The 20,864-nt window shown below is 29.9% G+C and carries 18 protein-coding genes; 4 read left to right on the top strand and 14 right to left on the bottom strand.

The annotated features are described in order from the left end of the window. Positions 1–57: 57 nt before the first annotated feature. From JL105_RS01275 to JL105_RS01245, 7 genes are all read right to left on the bottom strand, one after another. Positions 58–1,080: an alpha-hydroxy-acid oxidizing protein gene (locus JL105_RS01275; protein WP_132025501.1), complete on the bottom strand. Its 1,023-nt coding sequence runs from the start codon at positions 1,078–1,080 to the stop codon at positions 58–60. A 96-nt stretch (positions 1,081–1,176) separates the two neighbouring features. Continuing rightward, a complete protein-coding gene (locus JL105_RS01270; RefSeq protein WP_202690553.1) occupies positions 1,177–2,196 on the bottom strand; it encodes a LacI family DNA-binding transcriptional regulator in 1,020 nt (339 codons plus the stop codon). A 25-nt stretch (positions 2,197–2,221) separates the two neighbouring features. Then, the gene (locus JL105_RS01265; protein WP_132025505.1) at positions 2,222–2,878 is read right to left on the bottom strand and encodes an ABC transporter ATP-binding protein; all 657 of its coding nucleotides are present in this window, start codon (positions 2,876–2,878) and stop codon (positions 2,222–2,224) included. Positions 2,879–3,057: 179 nt separating this feature from the next. After that, positions 3,058–3,564 carry a flavin reductase family protein gene (locus JL105_RS01260; RefSeq protein ID WP_132025507.1) on the bottom strand — a complete coding sequence of 169 codons (507 nt, stop codon included), beginning with the start codon at positions 3,562–3,564 and terminating at the stop codon, positions 3,058–3,060. A gap of 80 nt (positions 3,565–3,644) precedes the next feature. Beyond that, positions 3,645–4,505, bottom strand: coding sequence for a DUF4438 domain-containing protein (locus JL105_RS01255; protein WP_132025509.1), 861 nt, complete (start codon positions 4,503–4,505; stop codon positions 3,645–3,647). Positions 4,506–4,543: 38 nt separating this feature from the next. Beyond that, positions 4,544–5,827, bottom strand: a complete 1,284-nt coding sequence (locus tag JL105_RS01250) for an L-cysteine desulfidase family protein (protein ID WP_132025511.1) — start codon at positions 5,825–5,827, stop codon at positions 4,544–4,546. A 43-nt stretch (positions 5,828–5,870) separates the two neighbouring features. Next, entirely contained in the window at positions 5,871–7,103 is a 1,233-nt protein-coding gene (locus JL105_RS01245) for a MalY/PatB family protein (RefSeq protein ID WP_132025513.1), read from the bottom strand. Positions 7,104–7,373: 270 nt separating this feature from the next. On the opposite strand from JL105_RS01245, the gene JL105_RS01240 reads away from it, so the two are divergent. Further along, positions 7,374–8,066 carry a cell wall hydrolase gene (locus tag JL105_RS01240; RefSeq protein WP_237722289.1) on the top strand — a complete coding sequence of 231 codons (693 nt, stop codon included), beginning with the start codon at positions 7,374–7,376 and terminating at the stop codon, positions 8,064–8,066. 41 nt (positions 8,067–8,107) lie between these two features. Here the strand turns inward: JL105_RS01240 and JL105_RS01235 are convergent, their stop codons facing one another. Both JL105_RS01235 and JL105_RS01230 read right to left on the bottom strand, forming a co-directional pair. Continuing rightward, positions 8,108–10,183, bottom strand: coding sequence for a YcdB/YcdC domain-containing protein (locus JL105_RS01235; protein WP_132025517.1), 2,076 nt, complete (start codon positions 10,181–10,183; stop codon positions 8,108–8,110). A gap of 101 nt (positions 10,184–10,284) precedes the next feature. Next, positions 10,285–11,166: a YitT family protein gene (locus JL105_RS01230; RefSeq protein WP_132025519.1), complete on the bottom strand. Its 882-nt coding sequence runs from the start codon at positions 11,164–11,166 to the stop codon at positions 10,285–10,287. A 196-nt stretch (positions 11,167–11,362) separates the two neighbouring features. Here JL105_RS01230 and JL105_RS01225 point away from each other — a divergent pair, with 196 nt between their 5' ends. Then, positions 11,363–12,412 carry a DmpA family aminopeptidase gene (locus JL105_RS01225; protein WP_132025521.1) on the top strand — a complete coding sequence of 350 codons (1,050 nt, stop codon included), beginning with the start codon at positions 11,363–11,365 and terminating at the stop codon, positions 12,410–12,412. Positions 12,413–12,442: 30 nt separating this feature from the next. Further along, the gene (gene cuyB / locus JL105_RS01220) at positions 12,443–13,126 is read left to right on the top strand and encodes a cysteate racemase (protein WP_132025523.1); all 684 of its coding nucleotides are present in this window, start codon (positions 12,443–12,445) and stop codon (positions 13,124–13,126) included. 95 nt (positions 13,127–13,221) lie between these two features. On the opposite strand, the gene JL105_RS01215 is transcribed toward cuyB, so the two are convergent. The 4 genes from JL105_RS01215 to JL105_RS01200 form a co-directional block, all read right to left on the bottom strand. Beyond that, on the bottom strand, positions 13,222–14,529 hold the full coding sequence (locus JL105_RS01215; RefSeq protein WP_132025525.1) for an amidohydrolase: 1,308 nt from the start codon (positions 14,527–14,529) through the stop codon (positions 13,222–13,224). Between the two features lie 21 nt (positions 14,530–14,550). Continuing rightward, positions 14,551–15,912, bottom strand: coding sequence for an MATE family efflux transporter (locus tag JL105_RS01210; RefSeq protein ID WP_132025527.1), 1,362 nt, complete (start codon positions 15,910–15,912; stop codon positions 14,551–14,553). Positions 15,913–15,975: 63 nt separating this feature from the next. Further along, on the bottom strand, positions 15,976–17,148 hold the full coding sequence (gene iadA, locus JL105_RS01205; protein ID WP_132025529.1) for a beta-aspartyl-peptidase: 1,173 nt from the start codon (positions 17,146–17,148) through the stop codon (positions 15,976–15,978). A gap of 28 nt (positions 17,149–17,176) precedes the next feature. After that, on the bottom strand, positions 17,177–18,448 hold the full coding sequence (locus JL105_RS01200; protein WP_132025531.1) for a D-serine ammonia-lyase: 1,272 nt from the start codon (positions 18,446–18,448) through the stop codon (positions 17,177–17,179). Between the two features lie 86 nt (positions 18,449–18,534). Between JL105_RS01200 and JL105_RS01195 the strand changes: the two genes are divergently transcribed. Further along, complete coding sequence (locus JL105_RS01195) at positions 18,535–18,918, top strand: hypothetical protein (protein ID WP_237722288.1); 384 nt, start codon at positions 18,535–18,537, stop codon at positions 18,916–18,918. Between the two features lie 89 nt (positions 18,919–19,007). On the opposite strand, the gene JL105_RS01190 is transcribed toward JL105_RS01195, so the two are convergent. Continuing rightward, complete coding sequence (locus JL105_RS01190) at positions 19,008–20,600, bottom strand: S-layer homology domain-containing protein (RefSeq protein ID WP_132025533.1); 1,593 nt, start codon at positions 20,598–20,600, stop codon at positions 19,008–19,010. Positions 20,601–20,864 lie beyond the last annotated feature (264 nt).

Here is a 20,864-nt window from a genome sequence, read left to right as displayed (position 1 = left end):
CATCTAATTCCTTAAGTTTCTATTACCTAAGGACGATGACAATTTTTTATATATAAATTACCACTCTATGGAAATTTTTGTCTCATCAATTGAGTTTAAATCTCTACATCCAGTTAATATCATAGCTTGATACAATTCATTTTTCATATTATCAAGGACTAATGATACCCCTTCTTCATATCCTCCAAAAGCACCTATAATTATAGGTCTACCTATTAATACTCCATCGGCTCCTAAAGCCAACATCTTAAACACATCTACTCCAGAACGTATTCCTCCATCTACAAGAATCATTATTTTCCCTTTAACTACTCTTTTTATTTCTAATAGTGCTTTTGCTGTAGATTGAGTATGGTCTAATACTCTTCCTCCATGGTTTGAAACTACTATAGCTTTTGCTCCAATTTCTACAGCTAATTGTGCTTCCTCCACAGTCATTATTCCTTTTAAAATAAAAGGCAATTTTGTAGAAGAAACTATTTCCTTTAATTCCTCTACAGTCTTTGGACCTACAGGTTGTCCTTTAAGGGCCATAGTAACTAAACCTGCTCCATCAATATCCATTCCTACAGCTATTGAGCCAATATCCTCTGCTTTTTTTACATTTTCAATCACATGAGGATTTTCTCTAGGTTTTATAATAGGTACTCCTTTGCCCCCAACAGTTTTTAAAGCCTCTAGTCCATCTTCATATAAAGTTAAATCAGCTGAATCCCCAGTCATAGCAATAGTTCCTGATGATATGCTCCCTTTTACTACACTATTTATATACTCTTTTTCTGTCAAAGCTCCTCCCATATTAAAGGCACTTCCTGTTATAGGAGCTGCCATTATAGGGAAATCTAACTTTTCATTAAAAAATTGAAACTCCATATTAGGATCTTTAGCATCATGTATAGTTCTTAATTTTAATTTCACTTTACTTAAATCTTCTACATTGCTCTTGAAAGCAGCTCCTGTCAAAGAACCTCCCATACCAGGAACCTCCCCAGCACAGGCTACTCCATTACATACAGGGCAAACTCTACAATAACCTTTCATTCTTTCCCTTGCAATTTTTCTAATTTCTTTCATATCCATATTAATCCCACCCCTCAATTTTTACTTTATATATATTTTACTAAATTAGAAGTGGATTGTCCAAGATAACTATATGAAAGATAACTATATGATATATTATCCTTTTGTAGATTCCCTCTTATAAATATTATAAGGTATTGTTATTTTTTCCCCTCGTACTTCATCTTCAATAGCATCTACTAATAAATTCATAGCTTCCCTTCCTAATTCAAATGCATTTATATCTACAGATGTTAAGGGAATATTTGAATGTTTTGCAAGAACACTATTGTTGAAGCTTGCCACTGCTATATCTTTTGGTATATTTATTTCCAAATCTTCAAAGGCTTTTACAGCCCCAAATGCTACTAAATCATCTGCAACTATCAATCCATCAGGTAAAGGATTAATTTTTGATATTTTCACTCCATAATCATAACCAGTTTTTTCATCAAAACTTCCACTAAATAATAAGTTTTCATCAAAATCAATATTAGCTTCTGACAATGCCTTTTTATAACCTTTTATACGTTTTTTACTTACTACTAAATTCATATCTCCAACTATCATAGCAATTCGCTTTCTCCCAATTTCAATCAGATGTTTGGTCAATTCATAAGCTGCAAGAGCATTATCATTATCCACTTGATTAATTTTTTCATCATCCGTAGAACCTATTATAGAAAAGGGGAAATCAATATTCTTTAAATATTCTATACACTCATCATCTACCTTACTAGTCATCAATATTATTCCATCTACCTTAGAACCTCTGACAAATTTTTTAGTTATTTTAAGTTCCTCTCCTTTTTCTGTGTTTGTAGACAATAAAAGATCATAACCAGATTTAGATGCCCCTCTTATAATACCTCTCAATGATTCAGCAAAAAAAGGATTGGAAAAATAATCTTCCGATGTAGTAGGTATTATTATTCCAACTGTTCCTGTCTTTTTTATAGCCAATGATCTAGCATTAGCATTGGGATAATATCCTAATTCCTCCATACACTTTAATACTTTTCTCCTAGTTGGTTCACTTATCCTTGGATTATTAGATATTACCCTTGATACAGTAGATGGTGAAACCCCTGCCATTTTAGCTACATCATTAGCCGTAACTTGTTTTTTCTTATCCAACATCTCACCTCTTTTCTATTTATTTTTAGTTTATTCTCTCCCCATTTTTACTATTAAAGAAATGTAGTGCACTAATATCATATCCAAAAGAATGCTTTTCCCCTTCATTATACTCATAATGGCCTGGTACAGATATAGTCAATTCATATCCATTTTCTAACCTAGCATATAATATTTTTTCTTTTCCTTCAAAGGATTTTAATAATTTACCATCTTCTTCTGAAGGCTTAACCTTTATAATACCATCTTTTGATACAAATTTACTATCAATCATACTGCCTTCAATTATATTCATGGTTGGAGAACCTATAAATTCAGCTACAAATATATTAGCTGGTTTATTATAAAGTTCCTCTGGTTTACCTGCTTGTTGAATCTTACCATCATTCATCAATACAATCTTTGTTGCCATTGTCATTGCCTCTGTTTGATCATGTGTTACATAAACAGTAGTACTACCTAATGTTTTATGGAGCCTTACTAATTCTACCCTCATATGCTCTCTAAGTTTAGCATCTAAGTTGGATAATGGTTCATCCATAAGAAATACTTGAGGCTTTCTTACTATGGCTCTCCCAAGAGCAACCCTCTGCCTTTGACCTCCTGAAATAATAGCACCAGTTTCTATGGGATAACCATACTTAAAAGCTTTTGTTCCATTTTTTAGTTCATATGTCTTCATGTTTGCCTCCTTGTATCAAATTGATCTAATATTTTTGTGCAAACGCTTGCATGCTTTATATAAAGCATATACTATTTTTTATTATTTGTAAAGTCCTTTTGTGAAAAGGTTTTAAAAATGCAAGAGGGACAGATCTTTTTGCATGCAAAAAGATCTGTCCCTCTTATATACTTACATGCTTAATTATTTTGATAACAATTAACTATCTCTCCATAGTATATAGTATGTTTGCTTTCTGAACTGTACCATTTATTCCTTATCACTTCATCTAAAAGTTGTAAATCCATATCATGTTTATAAATTATTTTACATTCATAAATCATCTGGCAATCTCCTATAACAGGAGAATTGACTTTCTTACCATCCAGTAGATTTAAGCCGCATTCCTTAAACTTATCATAATCCCTACCAGATTTACTTCCACAAAATCCTAAAGCTTTATTCATTTTATCATCTAATGGAATAGATACGGTAAAATCATCAGCATTTTCTAATAATTCATGAGTATATCTACTTTCCCTTACCAATACAATAAATACAGGTCTACCCCATTCGTATCCTATATTTCCCCAACCTATAGTCATGGTATTTACTCTATCTTCATTATCTTTTACAGTTAAAAAAGCTCCTCTTTGTTCCAAACTATTTAAAACGTCTATTAAGTTTAATTTATAATCAAAACTCATTTATAAACACCTCGCATAATACAATTAAATTTTAAATATATAACTTTCTTTATATACCTAATTTACTTACATACAGACTATTAAACTCCCAAATAATTTGCAATATTTGCATTTTCATCAATTATACCTTTTATTTTGTCTGTCTTACAACTTAGCAAAGTAGTTATCCCAGGTCCATGTCCAGATAAAACACAATTACTATGCACTACAACTCCTAAAGTTACAGCTCCTTCTAAATACTGTCTACCATATGTATTATCACAATCTTTTAGAAGTACTAAATCACCAAATTTTAATTTATCTATACCAAATTGTTTATTAGCTTCAATATCCCCTGTCATAATATCATAATCTCCAGAAAAGCCCGTTGAGGCACCTATGCCTGACCCCATTAAATAAGCTGGGACTTCTGTAACCACTGGTACCTCTATTTTACCATCTTCAGTTTCTACAAATTCAATCTTATCAAATAATTCTGGATCTAAATTCATGCAAACTATATCATCATGCCCCTCTATAGCTAAACCTTGACCCCACGCTTTAACAAGGATATTATCATCTACCGTCATTTTTTCTAAATCGTCTTGTGGGAAATAAATAATAACATGTTCAATACCACCATGCTTTCCAGTTACATATCCTTTTGCACCTTTGGCATCTCCAGAAGTAACTATAGCTTCATTTCCAACACATGATAATAACATTAAAGCGTTGTTTTCTTCTCTTTTTTCATTTTTTATACTTACTCCTGGTTCTATATGATCTCCCACTAAATCCATACATGGATCTCCAATTTTAAAATTGTAAGTGATACCTCCAACACTTGGAAGTATTAACCCCTTACCTTTTGAAGTAATAGCATAATAATTACCTCCTGCTGTAGGACTATGAACTTTACCATAAACCGATTGCATAACAAGTTTTTCTTTATTTGTTTTCATTAAAATTCTCCCTTCTTTTTATTTAAAAAATAAAATAATTATACATTTTTATTTAACATAATATCCAATATAACATTTTCAGTTTCCAACATGCCTGGCGATGCTATTTTGCCTATGTTTTTAATTGTTTCTTCTGGAGTACTACCAACTATTCCATAGTTTTCAGGTATAGCTATATTATTAAGTGCAAAAATAGCAGATGTCACAGCTACATTAGCAGCAGTAATAGCTTTTAGAGCACATCCATAATTTCCTCCATCACATATCATTCCTGTAATATTTCCTGCTATATTATTTATCGCATAAGTTATTTGACTTAAATTCCCATCTAATAAATAAACTATACCTGAACTAGCCCCTATACCTCCTGCTATTGCACATCCACAAAATGCAGACAGTCTACCTGAATATTCCTTTATATAAATAGTTATTAAAAAACTTAAAGCTATGGATCTAGCAAGTTTTTCATCATCTATTTGCTTTTTTTCAGCAACAGCTACAATAGGCATAGTAGCTATTATGCCATGGGATCCACTACCGCTTATGCTCATAGCAGGTTTAGGAATACCGCCTAATCTAGCATCCATAGCATATCCAGTTAATATTTGAGCATAATGTATAATATCATTTGCCAAAATTCCATCTTTAACTAAATTAAACAAAGTAACACCTGTTTTCATACCAGAACCTTGTTTCCCATATTGTGCTAATTCTTTATTCATCTTTATAGCTTCTAATACAAATTTAATCTCTTCAAAAGATACATTCTGAACAAAATTAACTAAATCTATAAGTTTTTTTTGCTTAATATTTCTAAAATCTTTATTCTCTTCTCTTGCTAAATTTCCTTTTTTCTCATATAAGACTTCATTGTTTTTTTCTATTAATGTGATATTAGAATGTCTCTCTTGTATAAGTACTCTTCCATATCCTCTATCTGTTATTACTATACAATCTACATATATTCCTACATGCCCTTTTTTAATTTTAACTTCTACTTTTCCTTCATCTTGTAACTTTTTAGCTTTAATTTCATCTTCTTCTTTAACTTCTTTTAATACTTCTAATTCTAATTCTGGCTTTCCAACTAATACTCCTAATAAAGCTGCTATTTCAATACCAAACTTATCTGTTCCTGGTATTGCACAGGAATAACAATTTTTATACAAACCTGAATCTAATGTTAACTTAATTTTATTTAAATCTCCACCTATAATTTCATAAGCTTTTGCACTTGCCAATGCTACAGCACTTGGCTCTGTAACTCCTAAAGCTGGTTTCATCTCTTCTTTTAGCAAAGAAATAAAATCATTTTTATTCATATTTTCATAGTTCTCCTTTTATATTTATCTTTTTAACTTTAGCTTACTTATTTAATCTTTTTACAGCCTTTTCTATTCTATTTAACCCTTCTTCAAGAATAGAACGAGGACATCCTATATTTAATCTTACAAAACTACTTCCATTTTCTCCAAATGTAAATCCAGGATTTACACCTACTTTAGCTTCATTTACAAAGAAATCTACCAATTCCTTACCCTCAAGCCCCAATTCTTTGCAATCTAACCAAACAAGATAAGTTGCTTCTGGCTTTATCGGCTTAATTTCCGGTATTTTTTCTTCAAAATACTTCATAAGATAATTCAAGTTCTCTTCAAGGTATATTAAAAGCTCTTCCAGCCAATCTTCACCATAGCTATAAGCTGCTTCTAAAGCAATATTTCCAAAAATATTTCCTCCACCAATTGCTAATTTATTTAAAGTATTATTAAATAAATCTCTTATTTTCTTATTGGGTATAATAACAGCTGATGAGGACAACCCTGCTAAGCTAAAAGTCTTGCTAGGAGCAATACAAGTGATTGTATTTTGTTCCAAATCTTTAGATAATGATGCAATAGGAATATGCTTATACCCTTTATATATGATATCTGAATGAATTTCATCAGAAACAATTAATATATCATTTTCCAAGCAAATTTCTCCTATTTTTAATAATTCTTCTTTTGTCCAAACTCTACCAGTTGGATTATGAGGACTACAAAATAATAAAAGCTTTATTCTTTGATCAAATTCTCTATTTTCATTAATAGTATTGCTAGTAAAACTGGAATCACTAATTTTAATTTGCTCCTCCAATTTTTCTATATCCATTTGATATCTTCCATCAATAAGCATAAGCTCATTATCTACTATAATTCTACCATTTTCTTTTACAATTGATTGAAAAGGTGGATAAATTGGAGTTTGTATTATTACTCTATCTCCTGGATGTGTAAATGTATTTATAGCTACACTTAAAGCAGGAACTACTCCTGGACTAAAAGTTATCCATTCATCTTCTATATCCCACCCATGCCTTTTTTTCATCCAATTTATTATAGATTTGTTAAAAGACTTAGGTCTATATGTATAGCCATATATACCGTGTTTCAACCTTTCTTCCATAGCTTCTATAACTTCTTTTGGCGCTTCAAAATCCGTATCAGCAACCCACATTGGCAGTACATCATCTCTACCAAATACCTCTTTTCGTAAATCCCATTTAGAACAGTTAGTACCTGTCCTATCAATTACCTTATCAAAATCATATTCCATTTTTACCCCTCCTCTTATAAACATTATACACTATTTATTTAGATAGGCGAAGTGAAATTGCAACTTTAATAATATTAATTATTTATGTAACTTTTGGTAATTGGCTAAAGTATGTTTACATAATATAAAGCTTCTTGTATAATATTGTTTATTGTAAATCGACATAAGGACTGAATCCTAAATTTCTAGGTACGAGGAACCCAGTACAAGGGGATACCCCTTGTAAAATGCTAACTTGAAAATTAAAGTTTAGGAAGAGGTGCTATAGACATGAAAAAAATTACACATATTATATTATTAATTTTAATATTTACAATAATCTCCATACCAGCATCAGCTAGTGGTTATTCTAGAACACTAATGTATGGTCATAAGGGAGATGATGTTATTGAGCTTCAAAGGATACTAAATCAAAAAGGCTACTATAATTATAAAATAGATGGAATATATGGAATCATAACAGAAAGAACTGTTATCGACTTTCAAATAGATAATCATATAAGAATTGATGGTATTGCAGGACCAGAAACTATAAATACTTTGTATAGCAATTTCTCTACTTCTTCAACGGGAGGGACAAGCAATAAAAAATATACCGACGGTGATATTTATTGGTTAGCCCGAATCATAGAAGCAGAAGCCGGTGGAGAATCATATAAAGGTAAAGTAGCCATTGGAAATGTAATTTTAAACCGAGTTAATTCTAAAGAGTTTCCAAATACCATTTACAATGTAATATTTGATTACTATGGAAGTATTCCTCAATTTAGTCCTGTTGCTAATGGTACGATTTACAATACTCCGTCTCAAGAAAGTATAAATGCTGCAAAGGATGCCATAAATGGTTTAAGACCCGTTGGCAATTCCACTTATTTTTTCAATCCAAATAAAACAGCTGGGACATGGATAGTAAAAAATAAAACCTATGTAACAAAAATTGGAGAGCATGTATTTTATCAATAATGAGTCAGGGGATATCCCCTGACTTATTATTGATAAATGTTTTAATTTCCATTAAATAAATAATTATATATCATATTAGCTGCATCTTCTCTTTTTAATTCTGCCTTAGGTTTTAAATATCCATTACTTCCTTCAACTATATTAAGCCCATAAGCTATAGCTGCATATCCTTTTAGTTTAGGATCTATATCCTTAGTATCTTTAAATAAATCTTTATATATTTCGGTTATATCTGCAATTTTATCATATTTTAGTGCTCTAATGATATATTTTATTCCTTCTTCTTTTGTTACTATTTTATTCGGATTTTTTTCTTCTTCTTTTACAATACTTTCATTTATTAAATAATTATACAATTTATCAATTGATATATCTAAAAATTCGATATAAGGATCATACGCTTTCAGCAACAGATATAAAAAATCCTTTTGAATAATCTTTTCTTTAGGTTTAAATTCCTCTCCTGGTAAGCTTATACCATATTGTGCTAATATATTTATTTTATCCTTAGCATAACTATTATCTATATCTTTATAGCTAACTGCTTTAAATTCTTTGAAAGGTTTTCCATTATAATTTAATATAGCACCAGTATAAGGATCTATAATTGCTGGTTTATCCTCTTTTAAGCCATATACTAATATAGCTTCTTTTTTATTATTCCTATCATCATATCTCATAGGAGTAACATATTTTAATTCCATACCAATGTCTTTAAATAAAATATCGTAAGCTTTATCTATAGATATTATATCATTCTTTGAAGGAAAATCTCCATTATACCAACTAAGATTATATTCTACTATTTCTCCATTAATTGCATCAACTCGTACAGAAATTCCATCCTCTTCTACATAAGCATCATCAATCTTTCTAATAAATTCAAAATAATAACTATTTTGAGACGAAATTTTCTCCATTTCAGGTCTAATTCTCAATTCAACATTTTTTAATTTATCTGGATTTACCTTCTCTATATAATTTTTAGCTATTTCCAAAGATTGTTTTTCATCATATTTAGGTTTTTTCCCTTCTTCAAAAGGAATAGACTTATAAAAAGATATAACCTCTTTAGTTTTAGCATTTATACTTATATTTGCATAATCCATTTCAGACTCTTCCATAAATTCTATTTGCCAATAATAAACATCATCATTTCTCCAATCTTTATAAAGAGAAATATAACCTATCTTATATTTTGAATCCAATTTTAGTATATCTCTGCCAATTTTTTCCGCTTCTTCTTGAGATATAATACCAGTAATATTCTGTATTGCCTCCTCTTCACTAGGATTTAAAGATTTCTCTTCCTCTGATACTCCATATCCGCAACAATCGTTTTGATAAAGATGGTAATAATCTGTCCAAATTACTACATTACCATCTTTTGCATCTATACATTGGTTTGTATTTAATTGTCCATAAGCTAAATAAGGTTTTGGTGTATCTCCTGCATAACTAAATTTATACAACAAATTTAATCCTATTTTTTCTTTATATAATTCTTGTGCTTTATCTAAAGAAATTGGCTCTTTTACTTCATGAAATACCATATCTTTATCCCAGTTTGCATAATAGTTTCTAATTTCCCCTGTAGTATTATCCACATTAATATAAATATTGTTAATATAATAAGGAATATCTTTTTCAACCCTTACAAAATAATAATCATATACATCTGAGTATATATTTAATAACTCTGGTTTTTCTATATATTTAATACTGTCTGCAAATTCTGGTGTTATTTTTTTAATAAATTCTTTTGCTTTTTTTAAACCTTCTTCTTTACTTATTTTTGGTAATTTTGGCTTACTTTCTTGGTAACTTGGTTTCCATTTCCCATAGCTAACTACTGTACCATCGGAAGTTATACCAACATCTATACTTCCATTTTTCCCTTTACTATCCGACCAATTTAGATAAAAATAAGTTTCTCCATCTTGGGTGTTAATATTGTGTTCAAACTTATCGTATTCTTCTCCAATATTAAATAGTTTTTTACTTTTTATGATGGCATCTTTTAATTCTTTATCAAAATTTGATTCTGCAAAAGATGTAATTGGAATCAAGCTCACCATCATAACCAAGGTTAATAAAATACTTATCCTCCTCTTCATTTAAATCCCCCTCCTTTAATTTAAAATAATTTAAAAATCTTCTGTCTATACTTATAGTATACACTTAAATTAATAAATATAAGTTACAAACTTATTACGATTTAAACTCCTACATTTTTAAAACCACTTCCCCTTACCTCTACCACATCACTTACTGTAAAAAAAGCCATCGGATCTATTTCATCCATTATACTTTTCAATTTAGCTGTTTCTCTAGAAGTAACTATACAATATATAACCTTCTTGTTCTCTTTTGTATAGCCTCCTATACCATCTAAAAAGGTTACCCCTCTGTTTAATTTATGAATGATAGCTTTAGCTAATTCTTCTGCTTTGTCAGAAACTATTACTATTTTCTTTTTTACATTAAATCCAGTTTGAACCTTATCTAATATTTTATAACCTATATACATAGATATTAATGTATACATAGCTGGCTTATATCCAAATAATAAAGATGAAAGAGAAACTATTATAGTATTACATGCCATCAATGCTGAGCCAACATTTATATTATATCTGTCCTTCAAAATAACTGCTATTATATCAAATCCTCCTTGACAAGTCCTATTTCTAAACATAAGTCCCATACCTACACCATTGAATACTCCACCAAAAACTGCACTCAATAATATATCATCTATTACAAAATAATTCCCTATATTTCGAGTTAGTGTTAATAAAGATGAAAATATAAACATTGATATGAAGCCATACATAGCAAATTCCCTATCTAACATTTTTGCACCTATAATAAATATAGGAACATTTAAAATAAATACTACAATCCCAGAAGGAATTCCCGTCAAGTATTGAGTTAATATACCTAACCCTCCTACTCCTCCACTTAAAAGTTTGCTAGGTATAAAAAATAAATTAAAAGCTATGGAACATAGGGAATTCCCTAATACTATAAAAAATAGTTTCTTTACTATTTCTTTTTTATCTATTGAGTTCCGTTTTCGATTAGTTTTTGTAGCCATTGTAAATACCCTCTCCTTTGATATTTATTCTAAAACTTTATGTTTATTATACCATTTATTAGTGTTATAATTTATTGAATTTTATCTATTTATTTGTTATACTAAAGTTACATTACACATAATAAATAATCATGAAATAAAAAATTTATACTTATTTTATAGCTTATTTCTATTGAAAGAAAAGAGGCGAAATATCATGAAGAATCAAAAAAGAGTCAGAGATTTTGGAATATCCATTGGAAATATGAAAACGGGAAATTATAATTCAATTACTGACGTTCCTGGTGTTAAGGTAGGTCATTCCACTTTAGATAAAGAAAATATAAAAACAGGAGTCACTGCAATTATTCCTCACGAAAGAAATATGTTTAAAGAAAAAGTCATAGGAGCTTGTCATGTAATAAATGGATTTGGTAAAAGTACAGGACTTATTCAAATTGAAGAATTGGGAAATATAGAAACTCCTATTATTCTCACTAATACTCTGTCTGTGGGTACTGCACATGAAGCTTTGGTCAAATATATGCTTTCTGTTGATAAAGATATAAAATCTCTAAATCCTATAATATGTGAATGCAATGATAGTTACTTAAATGATATTAGAGGGCTCCATGTTAAAGAACATCATGTATTTGAAGCCATAGAAAATGCATCTGTAGAATTTAAAGAAGGAAATGTAGGAGCAGGTACTGGAATGGTTTGCTATGGATTAAAAGGGGGAATTGGTACTTCTTCCCGTATAGTGAATATAGATGATAAAAATTATACTGTAGGAGTATTAGTATTATCTAATTTTGGGAAAATAAATGATTTAATAATAAACGGAAACTTCGTAGGAGAAAAAATAGCATCTAAAATAAAAGAGAAAAAAACAAAAAATGAAGGCTCCATTATTCTAATAGTAGCTACAGACATTCCCCTCTCATCTAGACAATTAAAAAGAATTATAAAAAGGGTAAATCCAGGAATTGCTAGAACAGGTGGATTTATTGGTCATGGTAGTGGAGAAATAGCTATTGGTTTTTCCACAGCAAATATATTTGAACATAATCCCAATGAAAATATTTTAAATATGAAAATTTTAGATGAATCTAAAATAAATGTAATATTTAGAGCCACATCAGAAGCAACTGAAGAAGCCATACTAAACTCCTTAATGTGTTCCAATACTACTACTGGAGTAGATGGAAATACTATATACTCTTTATTGGATATTTTTGACATTAATTCTTTGACAAATTGCTAAAACATTATATTTTGAAAAGAGGTTATAAATATGATTTTAGGAATATTAGGCGGTATGGGACCTCTTGCTACTTGTGAATTCTTTAAAAAAATTATAGAATTAACTCCTGCAGAAAAAGATCAAGATCATTTACATATCATCATAGACAATAACACAAATATCCCTGACAGAACAGAATATATATTAGGAAAAGGAAAAGATCCAAGAATCGAATTAATAAGATCAGCTATAAGGCTAGAATCAATGGGTGTAGATTATATTGCAATACCATGCAATACAGCTCATTATTTTTATGATGATATAGTGAAATATACTAAAGTAAAAATATTAAATATGATATACGAAACAGTAAACTTTCTTAAAGCAAATAATTCAGGAAATAAAGATTATTTACTCCTGGCTACAGAAGGAACCTACCAAGCAAAAATATATGATAAAGCCTTTAATTCTTCTGGTTTAAATATATTAACTCCTAATGACAAAGATAAAAAGATCATCATGAAATGGATATATGGAATAAAATCTTCAAATTTTAATGTAACTTTAAAAGAATTTGAATCATTAATTAATAAGTATATGACAAATAAAGAAATACCAATAATTGTAGGATGTACAGAGTTATCATTTCTATTTGAAAAAATAAAAACGAGCAAACAATATTTTGATCCACTGACTATATTGGCAAAATGTTGTATTGACCTAGCAATAAAATAGGGGTAAATATTTTACCCCTATTAATAATCAATTTTAAATATATGCAAATTTAATAACTGTAAATAAAAATACATTTCTAAAACATATTACAAATTTTACACCCCTATATTATTTAATAATCTCAAATATTCTTGTTTGGTCAATTTTGGTTTAAAATTTTTTATAATATCTTTCCCTATTTTCCCATCTTCATATAATAAATCAATAACAGTCATTGCCATTGCCTTTGCTGGAATTATATAAGCCATATAAGGATCATATATTTTAAAATCAGCACCATGAGCAGAGCCCTCATATCCTCCCATAGTAGGTTGAATAACAGGAATAATATGACTAAGATCACCAATATCTGTAGAACCTATCATATCTACTCCTTTTATAATATTTTCGTATTCAACCAAATTAGATACATTTTGCTCAAATATATTTGAAAGATTTGTATCTTGAAATAAAGGCAAATATCCTGGTATATCCAGTATCTTTACCTTTGCTCCAATAGCATAAGCCCCTGCTTTAAATGATCTATCAACTTTTCCGTTTGCTTTTAGGATAGAAGAAGAATTTTTCCCTCTAACATAAGTTTCTAAACGAACATCTGATGGAACTACATTTACAAGATCTCCACCTTTAGTAATTATAGGATGGACTCTAATTCCATCTTCATCTCGAAAAGTTTCTCTTTGTGCATTTATAGCAGTAATTGCTACTATAGCTGCATTTAGTGCATTTACTCCATCATAAGGATTACCTCCTGCGTGAGCTGCTTTCCCTATATATCTAATTTCTTTTGCAATAAATCCAGTACTACTACCATTTAAAAATACTTTTCTTTCTTTTGTATTTGCATGGGAATGAACCATCATAGCTATATCAATATCATCAAAAACTCCTATCCTTATTAACTCTTGTTTCCCGCTAAAAAATTGGATTTTCCCTTCTTCTTTTAGTTTTTTTCTATATTCTAATTCAACAAATTCTTCTGCGGGTGCAGCTATAAAACAAACTTGTCCTGCTAATTCGTCTATAATATTAGTTGATACTAAACCATATGCTGCCCCTATCATTGAAGCCAATTGGGCATTATGTCCACATGAATGAGCTGCACCTGTAAGTTTATCTGCCCTTGGATGTTCAGGAGTCTTCACTGCATCTAGTTCTCCAATAATTGCTACTTTGGGACCTTGCTTCTTCCCTTTTACTGTTGCTTTTATACCAGTTATTGCAATATTATCCTCATATGCAATATTCATTCTCATAAAAGTCTTTTTTATTAATTGTGCTGTTTTTATTTCTTTAAAGCCTAGTTCTGGATTATCAAATATAGTTTCCCCAATATGAATTATTTCTTTTTGTTTTTCATCAATATAATTACAGACCTTTTCCTTTAAATATTCCTTTCCCATGTTATCACCTCAGATTTAAAATTATGAATCATTTAATTCTGGATCCCTTTTAACCACAATTACAAACCATATAGTAAGTATTACGCCTTTAAGAATACTACTTATACTAATACTCCACCATATACCCTTTAATCCCAACGATGTATAGTTGGATAAAATTAAAGAACAAGGAATCCGAAATAGATTACATAGAATTCCTACAATAGCAGGAGGTATGCTTTTCCCTAATCCATAAAATGCTCCTGCTGTTGCTATTTCTATACACATAAAGAATTGAGAAACTCCTAAAATCCTCAAATATATAGTTCCCTCTTTTATGGCTTCTGCATCTTCAGGTATAAATAAGCTAAATATTGGTGTTGCACCAAATATAAGTAAACAAGTAGCAAATATTCCTACTACTCCTACCATAATCATAGTTTTTTTATAGCCTTCTTTTACTCTGCCTATTTTTTTTGCTCCATAATTTTGTCCTACAAAGGCACTTAAGGCTGTTGAAAATCCCCCTGCCGTCATCCAAGATATAGCTTCTATTTGAGAACCTACATTCTGTACTGCTATAGGAGTTGGACCCCATTTAGCTAATATCTTAGCTATTAATAAAGCTATAATAGAAAAGAAAAATTCTTGTAAAGACACAGGTAATCCCAATTTAAAAATTCTTTTAACAAATTGAACATCAGGTATACTAAACATTTTTAAATTAGAAAATATATTTGGTTTATCTTTACATACTTTCACAAATATTATTGTAGCTATAAATTGGGATATTATAGTGGCTAATGCTGCACCTTTAATTCCCATTTCAGGAAAAGGTCCTAATCCAAATATCATTATAGGATCTAGAACTATGTTTAAACCTAATCCAATGGAATTTATTATAAAAGGCGTTAAACTATTGCCAAAACCATTAAATATTCCTGCAAAAACTGGATTTATGAAGAAAAACACCATTCCAATAGCAACAATTGCTAGATAATCTATAGCCATCTGTACAACTTCTACATCATCCAAACCAAAAAATCCTATAAGGTTTTCCCTAAAATATATAAGAAATAGGGAATAAACTAAAGCTAATATTATACTTAGCTGTAATGTATTAGATATATAGTTTTTCACCTTTTTCATATCATTTTTCCCATAAGATTGAGCAACCCCTACTTCTGCCCCTACTTTCGGAATTAATAAAATAGCAGCTCCAATCCATGTGAAAAATCCTGCTGTACCAGCTGCTGCAACAGCTTTAGTTCCTACTCTTCCTAACCAAATCATATCCATAAAATTGTAAGCCATTTGAACAAATGAATTAGCTATAATTGGTAAAGCTAATTTTATCATAGATCTTGATATACTACCTTCTGTAAGTTTAACTTCTCTATTCATAGCATATCACTTCCTATATACATTTTTATATTTATTCATACATTACATCAAAGAAGCATCTATTTACTCAAAAGTACCTTTAACTATAATTTCTCCCTCTAATATCATGACTCTTCCCATAGCTATGACAGTATCTATTTCCAATGTATCTTTATCAATAAGTACTACATCACTATCCATGCCTTCCTTTATATACCCTTTCCTATAAAGTTTTAATATATTAGCAGGATTAGAGGTTATAGTCATTAAAGCCTTGTCCATAGAAACCCCTTCATCAAGTATAGCATCTCTTACCTCTTCATACAAAGAGGTTACCTTTCCTACGCCTAAACCTATAAAATTTCTTTCATTATCAAATTTAGGCAAACTTCCCTGCCCATCTGATGAAAAAGTTATGTTTTTAGGGGATACTCCCTCCTCTAACAATATCTTTAAAGCTCTGCTAGGTTTTGTATCCCTTGATTTTTTCTCTTCACTACTTGAGCTTGTAGTAAAATCAATAAATCCTCCTTTTTTAGCATATTCAATAGATTTTATAAATAATTTAGTATTTCTACCCATATGAGTTGGTAAAAATTGAGTTATAGGTATCTCAGTAGTTTCAACTATTTCCTCTAAAAAATCCAATTGCCTTTCCCCATCTCCCATATGAATATTAATTACTCCTGCCTTATCTGATAATATTCCGCCAACTCTAGCTTCTGCTGCTATTTTCATTATATCCTCTACCGTTGGTTGACTAGAACGATGATCAGAAAGAGCTACTTCTCCTACACCAATTATTTTATCTATCAATATAATATCATCCTGTATACTCCCTGTAATAGTTCTTATAGGTACTTGATAAGAACCAGTATATACATATGTAGTAATACCTTCTTCTTCAAGTCCTCTAGCTTTAGCTATTAAATTACTCATAGTTCTAGTAGTTCCATCTGTACCTAAAACCCCTATCACCGTAGTAACTCCTCCAAGAGTAATATCAGTTAATTGTATTTCTGGAGTCCTAGTTTTAAAACCTCCTTCTCCACCACCACCGCATATATGAACATGAGAATCTATAAATCCTGGAACCACATATTTGTCTTTAGCATCTATAATATTTATATCTACAAAATCCTTTGGAACACATATTTCATCCTTTATATATCCAATCTTATTCCCAACTAATAATATATCCTTCTTGCCCATATAACTTGGTGCATAAACTTCTCCACCTTTTATCAATGTTAGCATCAATATCCCCCTTTTATACATACATTTATTATACTCTCTTTAAATATTCTTTTCTTACATATTCAGGAACTAAACTTCCTCCTGTAGCCCAACATATATGAGTAGCATTATCTTCGTTTGCAAATAATATAGGTCCTAGAAATCCTGCTAATGCTGACGGTTCTAGAAATATATCTTCTTCTTCGTATAAAGCTTTTAAAAATTTATATAATCTACTATCATCTATAGTATATATCCCCATCAAAAGTCTTTCCATCATTTTCCCTACAAAAGAAGAAGGGCGACCTACTGCTAATCCGTCTGCATCAGTCTTATTGTCTAATCCAAAATCCTCTACAGATACCTTATCATGTAATCCTGTAATTAACCCTAATAGCATAGCTGGAGAATGAGTAGGTTCCGCAAATAAACAATGGACATTATCTTCATATACAAGTTTTAAACCGTAAGTTATCCCTCCAGGACCTCCTCCTACACCACAAGGTAAATATACAAATAAAGGATGTGCTTTGTCTACCACTATACCCATATTATCTAATTGTTTCTTTAACCTTATTCCTCCCACAGCATATCCTAAAAACAAGTTTTTGGAATTTTCATCATCTACAAAATAGCTATTAGGATCATTTTCTGATTCTTTTCTTCCTTCTTCTACTGCTTTTGAATAATCAGATGTATATTCCACCACTTCAACACCTTTACTTCTAAGAAGATCTTTTTTCCACTTTTTTGCATCCTGAGACATATGAACTTTTACTTTAAAGCCCAGCTTTGCACTAATTATTCCAATACTAAGCCCTAAATTGCCTGTACTACCTACTTGTATCGTATAGTTAGAAAAAAATTCTTTAAATTTATCCTCTGCTAATACAGAATAATCGTCATCAATAGATAATAAATTATTATTTATAGCCAATGTTTCTGCATGTTTTAATACTTCATATATTCCACCTCTTGCTTTTATGGAACCAGCTATAGGAAGTAGATCATCCCTTTTTAATAGAAGTGTTCCTTTAATCTCTTTCCCAAAATCTTTTTCCATCCGTTCTTTCATATTATCAATTTTCATTATAGGAGATTCAATAACACCATCTTTAGTTTCAGGGAAAGCTCTTTTAATAAATGGTTGAAATCTAGTTAGTCTTTTTTCTGCTTCTAATACATCTTCATAGGATAAAGGCAAATCTTTTTTAACATCTTTAAATTTACTATAATTTTCATTTATCCATACAGTCTCTTTTAATGATTTTATATCTTCCAGTATGGAATTTTTATCTTTTTGAGTAAATGTCACATTCATTTTTTACACCTCCGTATAATACATCATATTATGTCTATGATATAATATTAGTAAACATATATCAATAAAAAACGAGGGGGTGGGGTATGTTGGAAATTCGTGGAAATACTATCGTCCCACTAGGTTATGGCAAATTTGTAAGATCAGATAAAATTGTAGCTCTAGTTCCTATTGAAGATAATAGGGGACCTGGAAGACGTACTTTAGTCTATGTAGAAGGTCTTGATGAACCTATTATAGCTTCTAGAACAGAAACTTCTATTTTAGCCAATATGTCTGAAACTCCTAGAGATGTATTGGAAGCTACTGCAGCTTTAGAACTTTTACAAGACCTATTAGATGATATTGAACAAATTGGACCTATGTTAAGAAAAAGCATATTAGATGAAGCTGGTTTAGATTTAGATAGAATTCAATCAAAAATTGAAGAAATATTAACCCATGACTTAGATTCTATAGAAGATGACTAAGTTTATAAAAAGCCCCTTGCCATACCGAGCCAAAATATATGTAATTTTCCTTAGTGCTCAATATAGCAAGGGGTAAGTAAAATAAAAAATTATTTCTTACTTATATTAACTTTATTTATTTCATCTATTTTTTCATTAATATTGTAAGGTATTAAAGCTTTTTGATTTTCTGTAAGAAAATTATATTGCTTTATTACTTCATCTATAATGCTCTCATCATATTCTTCTAATTCGTCAAATTTTTGACTAAATTCCAATGCTATGTTTAAATCCTCAATTGAAGAAAAAGAAGTTTTATATATATTTGATACATAATCTCTCATTATGGATATTCCATAGTCTGGATGTGGTGCCCAACGTTCTCCTAAATCCTCTACATATTGAATGTTTCCTGCCCATGATGCAGTTTTTGTCTTATACCATCTAGAATGAGGATCCCCTATAGGATCTATCCCACAATATAATCCAATATGATTAAAATGTGCTCTTACACCATCCTCTGGGGTAGAAAATATTTCATGATCATAAGTATTATCTCCTATAGAATCTGCTATTTTAATACCAGCCCAATTATTCATCTCTGGCTTAACTTGCCCTGTATATCTTCCAAAATTAGTCTCTTTTGCTGCTTGTGCATACAATATCTCCGGATTTATCCCTGTAAGTCTTCCATATTCCCAATAATATGGAGCTATATCTATAAATCTTTTATGTGCACCCTTTCTAATAGCCCAAACTTGAGCTTGCTCCATACTTACTTGAGATTTCAATTTTATTGGAGTCTTTAACGACTCGATTTTAGCCTCTACTTCTTCAAATTTATGTATTATATTTTTTGATATTTTTTCTATATCCTCTTGAGTTAAACTATTATATAATTTACGTAAATTTTCTACTTTTATTTTATCTGTAGCTACTATCTCTTTTATATCATTAGGATTAGGCAATTCATTTGCTAATTTTATAAATTCTTCATGTTTAGAAATTATTTTTATTGGTTCTACAGGTTTAATCATATCTTCTTCATTTGCAATTTCTAAAGTATCATTAATATCTAAATCTCCTGTTTGATTGTCATTCGCATTTTTTATGATATCTGCAAATATTTTAGCAGTTTCTCCTCTAGTTATTTGCCTCTTAGGTCTAAAAGTTCCATCTTCATAGCCTTTCATATATCCTTGAGATTTCATTGTTTTCACATAATTCTTAGCCCAACTTCCTATTTCATGACTATCTACAAAATTTAAATCTATATCTTCTATTTTTTCTTTAAGCTCAGAAGCTATAACTATAATTTTTGCTGCTTCTTCCCTAGTTATCGGCTTATTAGGTCTTATAGTACCGTCTTCATAGCCGCCAATATATCCTGCAGCTATAGCCTTTCCTACCTCTTCAAAATACCAATCATCTTTTTTTACATCTTTAAAAGATACTTCGCTAACTTCTTTAAATCCATACACATTATTTGTCATTTTAAAAAATTCAGCTCTAGTTATATTTTTATTAGGTTTAAAAGTACCATCATTATAACCTTGTACATCACCTCTTTCAATTAAATAAGCAATTTCTTTTTTAGCCCAATGACTTTCTATATCAGAAACCATTGCAAAAGAAAAAGTACTATTGAATAAAATAATTATAAATGACATAATCGCCATATTTAATATGTTTTTCTTATTCATTCTTATCCTCCATTCAATATACAATTTACTCTTTTTAATTATACCATTTAAATATGTCAATATAATAATTTAATTATTACATTTTAGTTACACAAATAAAAAAACATAAATAGATAAAATTAAAATATAACATACTATAAAATCATATGTTCATCTCACAAAATTTGTATTGAAAATTAAAACAATTTTGACATTTGTTAAGTTTTATTTTATAATTTTAATAAATCTCTAATAAATTTAAAAGAAAGGAGGAATGGATTAAAA

The organism is Keratinibaculum paraultunense (assembly GCF_016767175.1).
Classification (GTDB): Bacteria; Bacillota; Clostridia; order Tissierellales; family Tepidimicrobiaceae; genus Keratinibaculum; species Keratinibaculum paraultunense.
This window is presented reverse-complemented; position numbering and strand designations above follow the sequence as displayed.

Bases quoted from the DNA above. Each gene is read 5' to 3' on its own strand.
- JL105_RS01275 (WP_132025501.1), bottom strand. From the start codon at position 1,080: ATGGATATGAAAGAAATTAGAAAAATTGCAAGGGAAAGAATGAAAGGT.
- JL105_RS01265 (WP_132025505.1), bottom strand. From the start codon at position 2,878: ATGAAGACATATGAACTAAAAAATGGAACAAAAGCTTTTAAGTATGGT.
- JL105_RS01260 (WP_132025507.1), bottom strand. From the start codon at position 3,564: ATGAGTTTTGATTATAAATTAAACTTAATAGACGTTTTAAATAGTTTG.
- JL105_RS01255 (WP_132025509.1), bottom strand. From the start codon at position 4,505: ATGAAAACAAATAAAGAAAAACTTGTTATGCAATCGGTTTATGGTAAA.
- JL105_RS01250 (WP_132025511.1), bottom strand. From the start codon at position 5,827: ATGAATAAAAATGATTTTATTTCTTTGCTAAAAGAAGAGATGAAACCA.
- JL105_RS01245 (WP_132025513.1), bottom strand. From the start codon at position 7,103: ATGGAATATGATTTTGATAAGGTAATTGATAGGACAGGTACTAACTGT.
- JL105_RS01240 (WP_237722289.1), top strand. From the start codon at position 7,374: ATGAAAAAAATTACACATATTATATTATTAATTTTAATATTTACAATA.
- JL105_RS01235 (WP_132025517.1), bottom strand. From the start codon at position 10,183: ATGAAGAGGAGGATAAGTATTTTATTAACCTTGGTTATGATGGTGAGC.
- JL105_RS01230 (WP_132025519.1), bottom strand. From the start codon at position 11,166: ATGGCTACAAAAACTAATCGAAAACGGAACTCAATAGATAAAAAAGAA.
- JL105_RS01225 (WP_132025521.1), top strand. From the start codon at position 11,363: ATGAAGAATCAAAAAAGAGTCAGAGATTTTGGAATATCCATTGGAAAT.
- cuyB (WP_132025523.1), top strand. From the start codon at position 12,443: ATGATTTTAGGAATATTAGGCGGTATGGGACCTCTTGCTACTTGTGAA.
- JL105_RS01215 (WP_132025525.1), bottom strand. From the start codon at position 14,529: ATGGGAAAGGAATATTTAAAGGAAAAGGTCTGTAATTATATTGATGAA.
- JL105_RS01210 (WP_132025527.1), bottom strand. From the start codon at position 15,912: ATGAATAGAGAAGTTAAACTTACAGAAGGTAGTATATCAAGATCTATG.
- iadA (WP_132025529.1), bottom strand. From the start codon at position 17,148: ATGCTAACATTGATAAAAGGTGGAGAAGTTTATGCACCAAGTTATATG.
- JL105_RS01200 (WP_132025531.1), bottom strand. From the start codon at position 18,448: ATGAATGTGACATTTACTCAAAAAGATAAAAATTCCATACTGGAAGAT.
- JL105_RS01195 (WP_237722288.1), top strand. From the start codon at position 18,535: ATGTTGGAAATTCGTGGAAATACTATCGTCCCACTAGGTTATGGCAAA.
- JL105_RS01190 (WP_132025533.1), bottom strand. From the start codon at position 20,600: ATGAATAAGAAAAACATATTAAATATGGCGATTATGTCATTTATAATT.